The organism is Undibacterium sp. Ji22W (assembly GCF_049340305.1).
In the GTDB taxonomy this organism is placed as follows: domain Bacteria; phylum Pseudomonadota; class Gammaproteobacteria; order Burkholderiales; family Burkholderiaceae_D; genus Undibacterium.
In genome coordinates this window covers 273,161-285,663 of sequence record NZ_JBMPOU010000004.1, presented here as the reverse complement: position 1 = coordinate 285,663, position 12,503 = coordinate 273,161, and the positions used below count along the sequence as shown (strand labels likewise).

At 43.5% G+C, this 12,503-nt stretch carries 12 protein-coding genes and 1 tRNA gene; 8 read left to right on the top strand and 5 right to left on the bottom strand.

Translation table 11 applies throughout. The annotated features are described in order from the left end of the window. The first annotated feature begins 9 nt into the window (after nucleotides 1-9). Entirely contained in the window at nucleotides 10-378 is a 369-nt protein-coding gene (locus tag ACO0KW_RS18805) for a hypothetical protein (RefSeq protein ID WP_423054895.1), read from the top strand. 30 nt (nucleotides 379-408) lie between these two features. Continuing rightward, nucleotides 409-1,050 (top strand): hypothetical protein, encoded by a 642-nt coding sequence (locus tag ACO0KW_RS18800; RefSeq protein ID WP_423054894.1) that lies wholly within the window; start codon nucleotides 409-411, stop codon nucleotides 1,048-1,050. Nucleotides 1,051-1,864: 814 nt separating this feature from the next. Here the strand turns inward: ACO0KW_RS18800 and ACO0KW_RS18795 are convergent. Then, complete coding sequence (locus ACO0KW_RS18795; RefSeq protein WP_423054893.1) at nucleotides 1,865-2,104, bottom strand: helix-turn-helix domain-containing protein; 240 nt, start codon at nucleotides 2,102-2,104, stop codon at nucleotides 1,865-1,867. A 100-nt stretch (nucleotides 2,105-2,204) separates the two neighbouring features. Between ACO0KW_RS18795 and ACO0KW_RS18790 the strand changes: the two genes are divergently transcribed. The 5 genes from ACO0KW_RS18790 (at nucleotide 2,205) to pglZ (ending at nucleotide 8,387) form a co-directional block, all read left to right on the top strand. Further along, a complete protein-coding gene (locus ACO0KW_RS18790; RefSeq protein ID WP_423054892.1) occupies nucleotides 2,205-2,849 on the top strand; it encodes a hypothetical protein in 645 nt (214 codons plus the stop codon). 104 nt (nucleotides 2,850-2,953) lie between these two features. Next, nucleotides 2,954-5,629 (top strand): RNA-directed DNA polymerase, encoded by a 2,676-nt coding sequence (locus ACO0KW_RS18785; RefSeq protein WP_423054891.1) that lies wholly within the window; start codon nucleotides 2,954-2,956, stop codon nucleotides 5,627-5,629. 287 nt (nucleotides 5,630-5,916) lie between these two features. After that, complete coding sequence (locus ACO0KW_RS18780; protein ID WP_423054890.1) at nucleotides 5,917-6,339, top strand: helix-turn-helix domain-containing protein; 423 nt, start codon at nucleotides 5,917-5,919, stop codon at nucleotides 6,337-6,339. Further along, a complete protein-coding gene (locus ACO0KW_RS18775) occupies nucleotides 6,332-6,877 on the top strand; it encodes a HipA N-terminal domain-containing protein (RefSeq protein ID WP_423054889.1) in 546 nt (181 codons plus the stop codon). Before ACO0KW_RS18780 ends, ACO0KW_RS18775 begins: the two co-directional genes overlap by 8 nt. Then, the gene (gene pglZ, locus ACO0KW_RS18770) at nucleotides 6,870-8,387 is read left to right on the top strand and encodes a BREX-1 system phosphatase PglZ type A (RefSeq protein WP_423054888.1); all 1,518 of its coding nucleotides are present in this window, start codon (nucleotides 6,870-6,872) and stop codon (nucleotides 8,385-8,387) included. Before ACO0KW_RS18775 ends, pglZ begins: the two co-directional genes overlap by 8 nt. Nucleotides 8,388-8,722: 335 nt before the next feature. Here pglZ and ACO0KW_RS18765 read toward each other — a convergent pair whose 3' ends face one another. After that, on the bottom strand, nucleotides 8,723-9,676 hold the full coding sequence (locus tag ACO0KW_RS18765) for a hypothetical protein (RefSeq protein ID WP_423054887.1): 954 nt from the start codon (nucleotides 9,674-9,676) through the stop codon (nucleotides 8,723-8,725). Next, complete coding sequence (locus ACO0KW_RS18760) at nucleotides 9,673-9,897, bottom strand: helix-turn-helix transcriptional regulator (RefSeq protein ID WP_423054886.1); 225 nt, start codon at nucleotides 9,895-9,897, stop codon at nucleotides 9,673-9,675. The genes ACO0KW_RS18765 and ACO0KW_RS18760 overlap by 4 nt, the downstream gene beginning before the upstream one ends. Nucleotides 9,898-10,610: 713 nt before the next feature. Between ACO0KW_RS18760 and ACO0KW_RS18755 the strand changes: the two genes are divergently transcribed. After that, entirely contained in the window at nucleotides 10,611-10,880 is a 270-nt protein-coding gene (locus tag ACO0KW_RS18755; protein ID WP_423054885.1) for a hypothetical protein, read from the top strand. A 63-nt stretch (nucleotides 10,881-10,943) separates the two neighbouring features. Here the strand turns inward: ACO0KW_RS18755 and ACO0KW_RS18750 are convergent, their stop codons facing one another. Together ACO0KW_RS18750 and ACO0KW_RS18745 are read right to left on the bottom strand one after the other, a co-directional pair. Then, nucleotides 10,944-12,137 (bottom strand): tyrosine-type recombinase/integrase, encoded by a 1,194-nt coding sequence (locus tag ACO0KW_RS18750; protein WP_423054884.1) that lies wholly within the window; start codon nucleotides 12,135-12,137, stop codon nucleotides 10,944-10,946. 174 nt (nucleotides 12,138-12,311) lie between these two features. Continuing rightward, nucleotides 12,312-12,396: transfer RNA gene (locus tag ACO0KW_RS18745), tRNA-Leu, on the bottom strand. Nucleotides 12,397-12,503: the final 107 nt, after the last annotated feature.

Here is a 12,503-nt window from a genome sequence, read left to right as displayed (position 1 = left end):
TGGGAGGCTATGAGTCAGTCCAAATTTATTTTTTTGCCATTTTCTTATTTTGATAAATATGGTCCATGCAACTTACCAACTCCAGATGAAGTATTGGCATCGGCAAGAAAAGGGATTGTAACGACATTAATACTTGATGCAAATGTTTGTCTCAATCTAACAAATTATGTGATTGGGCAAAAAGATTTGGTTAAGGAAATTGTTGCCCGTACTTTATTGCTTTCGATTGAACTTAGTAAACTTGATGTCGTTCCTTTTTTTGCATGTATGGAATTGGCTTGCATTCGAAATGCACCAATGCTAGACCATGAAAAATTATCAAGTTTTGCGAAAAATATAAAATTGGCACTTAATCAGAGTGAGGTTTCTCTGGGGTAAGGCGAGAAAGTATCTGACAAGTATGCGTCAATGGAAGAGTATTGTGATACTTCGATTGAACATATCTTACCTATGCTTCGATATGCATACGCTGCATTTTTAAAAATTCATGAGATAAGAAGCCGAGGGCATTTGAAAGGTCGGGCAATCAAAAATATCGTTGAATTTTCTGATTGGTGCGAATGTTTTGAATGCCATGTTCCAATTATTTTTCAAGCTGCATTCGCTTTATTCGGGGGGTGTAAGGATGCGCAAACAATTCTGACAGTCAAAAAGAATAAGACCCCGTTGGATGCCGCATGGGGAGCAGCGTGGGATACTTGGTATGTCTGGATGATACAGAGTTACTTGCCAACCCAACTAGTGGACGGCGTCTCACAACGATCGATCTTTGTTACAGATGATGCCGCTGCGGCTTTCATCGCTGGGAAGTGCACACCAAGAGCATCATTCTTGAATCATGGTCAACCTCTCTTATCTGCGTCGGAGCTAAGTTTAGACTTTCCATATTATTTCGATCGTATGGAGCTCTTAAAATCGATACTGAAGAAAAATTTACATAATCAAATGTCTAGGATCACTTCCAATCTAGGTGCGGAAAAAAATTGGGATGAAGATAAAGTCTGTGAGGAGATTAACCGGTTAGAATATGTTGTTACTTTGGACAGTTGACTCGTATCGAAGTCTGCGTAGCCAATGCAACGGACAGCGACTTTTCCTCATTATTTGGTCCTGGATCATCGATCATTGTTTGGTCATATTAGCCATCATGAGTAGTTACAATCATAAAATTATTCCAACGTTTGTTTTCGAAACTGGGAAGGCTTGCATTGATATTCAATAAAATAAATTTCCATGTAATCAGGATGCGACAAACGAGCTGATCATATTGTTTTCATAATTTGATTGATGCCACTAGATCTGTGAGTTGCACACAAAATTTTCAGGAGCTTGGCATCAAACTATTTCTTTTGTAAGCACGTAAAGCTGTCGCTTGTCTCCATTATTTCAGTATTGTTTCCATCACCGCAGCCCATTTTTCTGTCTTCATTTTGGGCTGCGGGCGCATTCTTCCACGGTGTAAGAAGCTACAGGGTGGAAGAATGCGCATTGAAAACTGGAAACTTTATTGGCCGTTTGGAGACAGGAGAAGTTGTGTGATTCTTGTGTGCAATCTGGGGGAAATGGATGTGATATTTACAGAAAACTGATGCGCTACGTGTGTGCAATTTTTGGAATGTTGTGATAACCAAATATGAAACCAGTGTGATCAAGTGTTAAACATGTGCGAGGCTTGTGTTCGTTTGTGTGACCCTTGTGTTCAACATGTGCAAAGCTTGTGTTCATTTGTGTTCATTTGTGTGACTCTTGTGTTCAACATGTGCAAAGCTTGTGTTCATTTGTGTGACTCTTGTGTTCAATTTGTGTGACTCTTGTGTTCAATATGTGCGAAGCTTGTGTTCAATTTGTGGAAATTTGTGTGATTTTATTCGATTGGTTCGGCGAGTAAGTCAATAATGTCGACTCCTAATGCATGCGCTAATTGTTCTAGTCCATCAATCGAAATATTTGTAATGCAGCGCTCTAGCTGTGAAACATATGTGCGATGAAAATCAGCAGCCTCTGCCATAAACTCTTGGCTCCAGCCTTTTTCTTTTCTCAGTCGTTTTAGATTACTAGCGATACGTTCGCGAGCATTGGGTAGTGGTTTTTTTCTTGCATTCATAGCTCGAAGATTGCACCTCTACTGTGTTTGTATCTACAGCATAAAACTCTACTGGTTTTAAATCTCATTTGATGCTATCTTTGTATGGACGCGATCTTTTGTGATTGAGCGAGAATCCAAGGAGAGAATTATGGCAAACGTTTTCAAAACACTCGGAATAACTATTCTGTCTTCACTTGCTATCCCAGTTGCGGGCCTATCTGGCTTGGGCGCGGTCGGCTCAGGCTTAGGATGGATTTTCTTCAAAAGCAACCGCACGACAGGGGTTGCAGAGTTTTTTCTGGTCTCGATAGCGATTTTTGCGCTGACTTTTCTATTTCTCGTGAAGCTCCAGAAAAACGCCAAGGAATTGGTGCAGAAGGTTAATCAAGAAAATCAGCTAGACTTGGATGCCTCGAATTTGCTTGGCTACCCAAGCCCTGTATTTCTCTCATTTGATTCGAGAAACCGAAAAATCGCTGTATGCAATTCTGTTGATGGTTCTTATCGACTTGAGGATTTGTCATATTTGATCCAGTGGCGTGTCGAATGGCGAATCAAGACTTCTACTGAAGCGACTGGGTTGGGGAATCAAATAAATGCGACAGGGATTCGCGCGCCATCCTTCGAACAAGTTGAGCGTAGGGCAGATTTTTGTCTCGTACTCACTGTAAAGGATGTCAGCAACCCCATCATGAAATTTTTCATGAGTGAACGTGCATGTAATGAGTGGCATGCGAGGCTCACAGCAATTTGCAACGGTTAGCAACGTTATTCTTTCGATCGTCAATGTTGTCGCAGTACCCCTTGATACTATGAAAGTTAGAAATCTGTTGTTCTACCTTTCGCTAGCAAATCCATGCGTTGGTAATGGCGCAATGCAGTCTTGATTTTCATGTCCTTTCAGCGTTGTGGATGATGAAGGTTGGACATCTATTCGATGCTAAGTTGACCGATTGTGCTTACGGAAATAGGCTTCGACGTAAGCAGAATGAACAGGGTATTAATCCTCTTTCATTGGGGTCATTTAAGCCCTATTTAAAGCCGTTTCGCGATTGGCGAGACAACGGCATCAATGCTATGCGCGTTGCACTCGACTCAGGCAAGAAAATTGTTGCACTGACCGCCGATGTTAGTTCGTTCTATCACGAACTTAACCCAGGATTTATGTTGGACTCGACTTTTTTCGCAGACCTTCTTGAGCTGAATTTGTCTGAGGAAGAGCTGAAACTTCATCGCCTTTTTATCCTGTCTTTGCAGGCGTGGGCGGCGAACACACCTTTGAAAAAGGGATTACCCGTTGGCCTTCCTGCATCGGGAGTGATTGCGAATGTGGCACTAGTAGAGCTCGACCGCATTATCGAGAGACAAGTGGTACCGTTATATTACGGACGTTACGTGGATGACATACTGCTGGTAATGGAGAACGGTTCAGATTTTTCTTCAACCAAACAGTTATGGGATTGGTTGTTTGCGCGTTCTGAGAACAAATTAGCCTGGGTTTCTTGTGATGAGAGCATCATATCTTTTCAGCCAGATTATCTCGTTCGGGATGGAAGCAAGGCTCACTTCGCCAATGCTAAGAATAAGGTGTTTATGTTGGCTGGTGACACGGGCAAGACTTTGATCGATGCGATCGCTCATCAAATTCACGAACGAGCTAGCGAGTGGCGTGCGATGCCACGACTTCCCCGCTCTGCTAGCCATGTTGGTACTGATCTATTAGCCGCAACACAGAGTGATGGTGAAGCTGCAGATAATCTGCGAAAAGCTGATGCGTTAACGATGCGTCGCGCAGGATTTGCGATCAAGTTACGTGACTTTGAAGCATATGAGCGTGATTTGCTTCCAGATGCTTGGAAAGATCATCGACGTGCTTTTTTTCGCGCTTTTATTCAGCATGTATTGGTGCTGCCACAGTTTTTTGATTTGGCTGTTTATTTGCCTCGAGTGATTCGTCTAGCGACTGCTTGCGAAGATTTTTGTGACCTGCGGAAAATTATTAATGCCGTGAGTACTCTTGTCAATTTAGTGAGTCAAGACTGCACCATCAGCGTGAAAGCATGCCCATCGGAAAACCAACCCTCTGATGATATGGCGATTTTGAAATGGAGAACGAAGTTATTTGAAAGCGTGCTCGAAAGCATTGTCGCCGCATTTCCACCGACCAATTTATCTAAGATTGGGAAGAGGGAATGGGAGAAGCATATGGCTGGATGGTGCGAGTCATTCATGCAAGGTGATGAATTTGAATGCGATCAATTCTCTGTGAAGGACTACCAACGTCAGCAAGCGCGTTTGTTTTCCTTTGATTTGGCGCATATGCCATTTCGTTTTATCGGCTTGCCATCGGAGTTAGTTGCACAGCGCGCTATTCCAGCAAAAAAGACGGTCAACACATGTGACCTCGCCACGAAATTATTGCCAGATACGGTCGTTGACGGTGTTCGGCAACTTGCAAGATGGATCAAGCTTAAGGAGTTTTCACAAGGGCTACTTTTTTCTACGCGGCCTTTTAACCTGGCGGAGTTATTTATTCTAAGTAAGGATGCCTATACTGAACTTGGGCAAGAATCGATGCGATCGGTCGTATTGGCGTTACGTGGCTTCAGCATCAACGAGAAATTTCCTTGTTTTGACAAGCATGGCGTATTGCAGATCCCAGATGGTGCCGCACCACGCCAGTATGGAATTGCTGTATCCAGCTGGAAGACGGACATGGATAGCTGGGTTGCTTCGATCATGCGTTCGTCGGACCCAGATGCGGAGCGCTATGCACGGCTTAACCATTTGCTAGATGGAGTGATTTCTCAGCCGCAGCGTAGTCGGTATTTTATTTTGCCAGAGTTGGCTTTGCCCGCCCATTGGTTTATCCGCATTGCCCGTAAGTTACAAGGGCGAGGTATTTCGTTAATTACTGGTATTGAATATTTGCATGCGAGTAAATCCAGAGTTCGTAATCAAGTTTGGGCGGCTTTGTCGCATGATGGTTTGGGTTTTCCATCGACAATGATTTACCGTCAAGACAAACAAAAGCCAGCACTGCACGAAGAACAAGAACTGCATCGCTTAGCTGGATTGGAGATGAAGCCTGAAATTGTTTGGAAGGATGGTGTTCCACCAATAATTCAGCACGGCAATTTTCTTTTCGCTTTACTTGTCTGTAGTGAGCTCACGAATATAAGCTATCGGGCTTTTTTGCAGGGGCGGGTGGATGCTCTATTTGTGCCAGAGTGGAATCCAGATACCGAAACCTTTAATTCTTTGGTTGAGTCCGCAGCGCTCGATGTGCATGCTTTTATCATCCAATGTAATGATCGGCAATATGGAGATAGTCGTATACGTGCGCCTTTCAAGGATATTTGGAGAAGGGATCTGTTGCGGGTAAAAGGTGGCGTGACGGATTACTGCGTAATCGGTGAGATTGATGTAGAAGCTCTTCGTAGATTTCAAAGCAGTAATCGATCAGGTAGTAAGCCGTTTAAGCCAGTGCCGGATGGATTTGCAATTAGTCATGATCGTAAGATGTTGCCGAACGTTGAATAGGATTCTTTGAAGTCATATGTGGAGAATTCAATATGTCGATGATAGACACATGATTCGTTGCTACGTATTTTGGTTGTCTTAACTGAGAAAATTTTGTAAATAGATTAGATTGGTCCTTGTATAAATGGTTAAGTTTTGTTATTTATAATTGATTTTGTATTTAATATGCAAAATATGGTGAATTATTTTGATGTTACTCACTTCAGTTAAACTCAAACCTCTTGTAAATAGTCATATTTAACGTATTATTGTATCAATTTACTTTAATTAGTTTTATTTAGTTATTTATGAATCTCTTCGACCTTGGCCAATCATTAAAAGAAGCCCGTATTCGCCAGCAGCTGACTCAAGGTGAGTTGGCTGAGCGTACTGGCGTAAGTTTGTCGAGTATTTCTGGTTTCGAGCGTGGCATTCTTGCTGAGATTGGAGTCGTTAAGTTATTGCAGCTATTTGCAGCGGTCGGACTTGAATTACATACGCGACCAGCAGGGCAACGGCGAACCTTGGATGATGCAAAACAAGAGCAACGAGTTGGTTTGGGGTTGCCGATTGTGATCCAGCAGGCTCCCAGCCAGTTTGTGGTTACCCGAGGAGAACGCTTATCGGTGACACCAACCAATACAACCAATCAAGGGAAACTAAATCTTCAGAAAGACTCAGTAGCCCGTCAACGTGTTCGCCATTCAAAAAAGCGTGAGCGCCATGAGTAGTTTATTGGACGTCTATGTACTGGATCGAATGGTCGGTGTGCTGAGTGATCATAGCGACCAGTATGTATTTAATTATTTGCCTGATACGCCGCCAGAATATTTAGTCTCATTGACGATGCCAGTGCGGCTAGAAAGCTATGTTTGGCAGCGGTCTTTATTTCCTTTTTTTCAGCAAAATTTGCCTGAGGGTTTCAAGAAGGATGCCATTCGTCAAACTCTTGGGCCGCATGCTGATGTAACAGATTGGGGCTTACTTGAATTGACGGGTACCAACGTCATTGGGCGCGTAAGAGTGGTGCCGCACGGTACCCGCATTACAACGGTACTTTCACATATTGAAGTGGCGGCGATTTTGGCGAGCGAAGATTCTCAATCGAGTCTGCTACGCTATTTGAATGAGGGCGTGCTTGAGGGCATTTCTGGTGTGATGCCTAAGGTGTTGAATTCCAGCATGAACGCTAAAGCGACGGTGTGGACTGATGACCTTATTTTAAAGACAGGGACACAAGAAATACTTGGGCTCGCAATCAATGAATAGCTTCAGTGAACTCTCAGCCCCTTACACAAAAGGCTTTAGTTACCCCAATGCGGAAACGATGTTTGCAGCCTACCAAAAAGAGTTATATCGATTCGATCAGTGCTATCGTCGATTTATGTACTCTAACGACGTGGTTGAGCTTAACGGCTGGACGTTTTTACAGACCTTGAAGACGTGGATGGGCGGTCAATATGCTTCAGTCATGTCCCAGCTTTCGTTGACATGGGGAAGCTTTGTGGCGGCTGACGATGGTTTGCTCACCAAATGGCAGTTGCAAGATAGTCGTAATCAACAGAATTTCTTCAACGATTACGTCAAGCCATATATCGATGGAGGAGCGAAGAATCGTGCTTTTGTTCTGATTAGTGATGCGCTTCGCTATGAAGTCGCGCAAGAAATATTGGCGCGTGCAGTTTCTACTAATCGGTTCAAAGCAAATTTGGATGGGGTACTAGGTGTACTTCCTTCTTATACTGCATTGGGGATGGCTGCGCTGTTGCCGCACAAACGCCTTGACTATAAGGCTACCGCAAATGCGGATGTATTGGTAGATGGCAAACCAACCGTATCCCTTGATCAACGCTCTGCGATTTTGCAAGGCCATGATGGGATCGCGATCAAATCTGATGAATTAGTCGCGATGGGTAAAGAAGCTGGACGTGACTTCGTACGACCCTATAAAGTTGTTTATCTCTACCACGACCAAATTGATGCGACTGGAGATAAACAGGCAACCGAGTCAGAGACTTTTAATGCGTGTCAGAAGGCGATCAATGAAATCGAGGCCGTAATTAAGTATGTGATCAATAACCTTAATGGTTCAGTCGTCTTCGTAACGGCGGATCATGGCTTTATTTATCAAGAAGAAGGCTTGGAGGCTGCGGACAAGAGCAGCTTGGATGAAAAACCAGCGGGAACACTGAAAGCAAAAAAACGATATTTATTAGGCGAGAACCTAGGCACATCGAACAAAGCGTGGTGTGGCAATACGAATGTGACAGCAGGTACCAATGAAGGCCTTGATTTCTGGGTTCCGAAGGGAGCCAATCGATTCCACTTTACTGGTGGAGCACGATTTGTTCACGGTGGTGCGATGTTGCAAGAGATCGTCGTACCCGTATTGACAGTACGTGTGACGGACAACGAAAAATCGAAAGTGCGACCAGTTGAGATTACTTTGTTAGGATCGATCAGAAAAATTGTCACGAATCGCCAAAAGTTTGAGTTCATTCAAACTGAGGCCGTGACGGATAAGATTTTGTCGAGAACAGCATTGATCTCATTGCGTGATCCCGAGGGAGATCGGTTAATTAGTAATGAGGCGTCGATCAGTTTTGATAGTTCTTCCAATCTGATGGATGAACGCAAAAAAACGGTAATGCTCACCGTGTTGGGCGGCACCTATGACAAGAATAAAGATTATGCATTGGTGATACGGGACGCCAACACGAAGGCGGAAATTGATCGCGTCAATTTCCGTATTGATCTCGCACTGAGTAACGATTTCTAAAGAATAGATAAGACCATGGACCAAACAGCTCAAGTTGACGCAATCGTAGACACAGCTATCAGCTTCCTGCTGAGCGTGTATCGGCATGCTGCTAGGCGCAAATAATAGGTATTTTTTTTCCTTGTTTGAGCCAAGATATCGGCAAATGCAAGCCCGCTTTCGTAATCGACTTTCGATGCGATATTGTCATAAACTCTTGAGTAGTTTTTGCGTGTCGACTCATTGATCGTGGCGTGGGATATTAAATTTATTGTTGGCCATAGATCCTCCAAAATACTATCCAGGCTCGCTTGGTTGTCTACATGTGTATTCATATATTTTCCTCGACTTTTCTTCTACGAAGAACTTTTAGCGTTGTTGGGTTTTAAAAGGTTCTTTATGCCCTCTAAATGGTTTTTTTGCTTCGCTTTGAACTCCGGTGTTCTGATCTCATTCTCTAGTTGGACATGCAAGTTGTTTTCTCTTTGCTGCTGGACCCGTTGAGTTTCTCGATTCTTAGCAATAGCCGAAGCGAATTCGGGCAGGAATTCATCCTCTTTTGCTGATTTGAATAGCGCAAGAATCCATGCCCGTTTTGAACGAATTTCCGCATGGTTTCCAGCTTGAATTTTCGTTAAAACGCCTGCGAGTTCATCAGCGATTTGCTGATGAATAGTGGGCGCAACGCTCTGAGAAAATTTCATGCTTACTTTTCTAAATATTGACTGATGGTGGCGAAGCATCGGATGTGAGAGGTCAAGTTCAATCGAATTCAATTTGTGATCGCTTGGAGTCTCATTCCCCTGACTTTTTACACCCTCATTTGGTTCAGTTGTTTTATTGAATGCAGATTCGGGTTGTTGTGTTTTCTTTTTTAAAAACTCTCCTTGAAAACTACTTTTATCGACGCCTTCACCATTGCTGGATTTGCCGTCGATGGTGGCTTCATCATTTACGATTTTCTTGGAAAATTTTTCGTTCAAATAAGGTATCCCACATAGCGGATGGAATGATGTAAGCCACTCCCACACCCCATTTTCCAATCGTTTTTTTCTTCGCACGAGGTACCCGTGCTGCTCTAGCTCTTTGATTATCTTTTTCGTTGAATCTCTTCCAAGATGGCTACTTTTTTCTGTCTTAAATCTTAATACTTCATGTAGTTTTGTCGCTGAAAAATCCCATGTGCTTGCCATAGAAAGTAGATGAATCGCGACTCCACGTGACGCGTAACTGAGCCTTTCATCGCGAATTAGTGAAAGGGGAATGCTCTTCCAAAATACTTTGTTTGAATCCGCTAAGTCGATTTTCATTTATCCGCTCCTTTATTCTTTTTTATCTCACGTTGCTGTGTTGATTTGCTCAAATACTCCTCGAGCTCATGTTGATAAAAACCAATCGCAGAACGTGGTGCAGGGCCTATCCTAACTAGGCGCGGGAACGTCTCGTCATTCTTGAGGCGCCGCCACATAGTTGCAGGACTCACGCCCAGTTTTTTTGCAGCTTCTTTCAGACGTACGATTTGATGATTCATTTAATTCTTCCTTTCAAAAAGATGAGTAATGCGAAGTCAATATCAATCAGCAGAGAATCAATATCAACATAAATTTTTTGTTTCAAATTGAAGGAGGTAGGATTGTTTTTCAGTGTTTTGACATCTAATAAAACTTCGAGTTTGGGTTGGGTCTTGGCTATGTGATTACAATAAAAATTACAGCGTCGAATTCAATTTTCTAACAAAACTTTTTGTAAAAAAATCAGAAAGTTGTTACGACAAAAAACTAACAAGCGGGGGAGTTAATAGTGGCGCCATTTCTTGAAAAATGAATATTGAGAAAAATGCGATTTTTTGCTGAAAATCCAAATTTAAAATATTTTTCATTTTTGTTGTATGAGTCCGACAATCACTCGTGAACCGTCGAAAATTGAAATTAATTTTCTGTGCAATTCGGAACCGCAATTGCGAACGACGGATGATTTTTTTGCTCGCGACACGATTTGTCGCAGATCCCCAATATTGTTCAAGCAATGTCGAGAATGAAGAAGCAGCTCAAGAGGGCTGTTAATTTCTTATTGATTAGTGTTGTTCTTCAACAAGACAGTTTCGTTAAACTTTGAAAATTTTCGGGAGACTTTATGTGCAGCAGAGGAAAGCAGATTTTATGTTTGTCAGGAATTTTGATTTTGTCTGGGTGTGCAACAACTGGCGTCAACTATCGCCCTATAGTTGACACCAAAAATATTGACATGAACAGATTTGAACTTGATCTAAGCGAATGTCGACAATTCGCATCGCAAACGTCAGGCGCTGCTGAGCGAGCCGCTGCGGGTGCAGTCGCTGGCGCTATTTTTGGCGCGCTTTTGGCTGCGGCGGCGGGAGCAAAATATGATCGAGGAAGTGTTGCTAGGGTAGGGGCCTTGAGTGGCGCAGTTGGCGGCGCTGCCGAAGGTGAAACTGATCAACGAAATATTATCCGTCGATGTCTTGGTGGTCGTGGTTATCTCGTTTTGCAATGAAGCAGTTTTGTCAGATTGAAATTTGGATAGGCTTAATTTAAATTTTCAATCTGACGCCCACCATCATACAGAGATCCGTAATTTATCCAGATAGTCGGCCCATCGCTGCATCATTTCACGCCGTGCTGGAAGATGGGCCGTCCTATTGTAAGCTCGGCCGTTTGGGTCGATGACCGCATGAGCGAGTTGATGTTCGATTAGATCCACTCGTTCGCCAAGGACTTCATCCATGATAGTTCTTGCCATTGCCCTAAAACCATGGCCGGTCATCGTGTTTTTGTCAAAACCGAGAGCGCGAAGCGCTGCATTGATCGTATTTTCACTCATGAACCGATCGTCCGTTCTGATACTTGGGAACACATATTTTCGATGTCCAGTTAACTTGTGCAGATCCTTGAGAATCGCCATGGCTTGGTGAGGCAACGGTACAATGTGTTCAATCCCCATTTTCATGCGCGGCCCTGGAATGCGCCAAACTGCATTTTCAAGATCAAATTCTGACCACTCAGCACCCCGCAATTCCCCTGGACGAACAAAAAATAAGGGCGATAATTTTAGCGCTGCGACCGCAAAAGGGTGGCCGGAATAACCATGGATGGCTCGTAACAAAACAGCCGCTTCTTTGGGCTCTGTGATTGCAGCATAGTTCGTTCGCTGAGGCTGGGAGAGCGCTCCTCTTAAGTCAACGGTGACGTCTCTTTCGGCCACACCAATAGCAACAGCATAGCGAAAAATCTGGCTACAAAGGCTTTTGACTCGATTTGCCGACTCGATTGCTCCGCGCGCCTCAATTTTTTGCACCGTGGTGAGTATATCTCGCGGATTCAGAGTCGAAATCGGTACTTTACCAATGTAAGGGAAGACGTGATTATTTAACCACGAGGTATTCTTTTTGTGAGTTTTTTCAGATTTTGTTGAATTAATCTTCGCGAGCCATTCATTGGCGACTTTTTCAAATGTAAATTCAGCCGACTTAACTCGATCCAGCTTCTCTTTCCGCTTATTCTCGCCAGGGTCAATATTCTCCGCCAATAGTTCTTTGGCTTCTTCTCGACGCTTTCGAGCTTTTAGTAGAGAAACCTCAGGATAGACACCAAGCGCGAGTGTTTTCTGCTTGTTCGCGAAGCGATAATTCAGTCGCCAGTATTTACCGGCGGCTTTTACCAGAAGAAAAAGCCCATGCCCGTCAGTATGTTTGTCTCCAGCGGGTGCGCCACTATGTTTGACATTGCGAATGAATGTGTCTGTGAGAGCCATGAAAACCCCTTTGTTGGTACCTGATTTGGGGGAGCTTCGAAGTACCAACAGAAATACCATCAAAATATTGAGATTTGATGATATCTGGTGAGACTGTTTTAGACAACAAAAAACCCACAATGCAGTTAAACATGTGGGTTAAGAGTCGATTTGATACTTGTTGATACAAGTAAATGGTGCCGAGAGCCGGAATCGAACCGGCACGCCTTGCGGCGCTGGATTTTGAGTCCAGTGCGTCTACCAGTTCCGCCATCTCGGCAACGCATGAACAGAATTATGACAGGATGATCCGATTATTGCAAGCACCTGATCGAAATTGCTGTTATATTTTACGGTTTCCTTCTTCAAAAATAGCTGTTTGCTTAA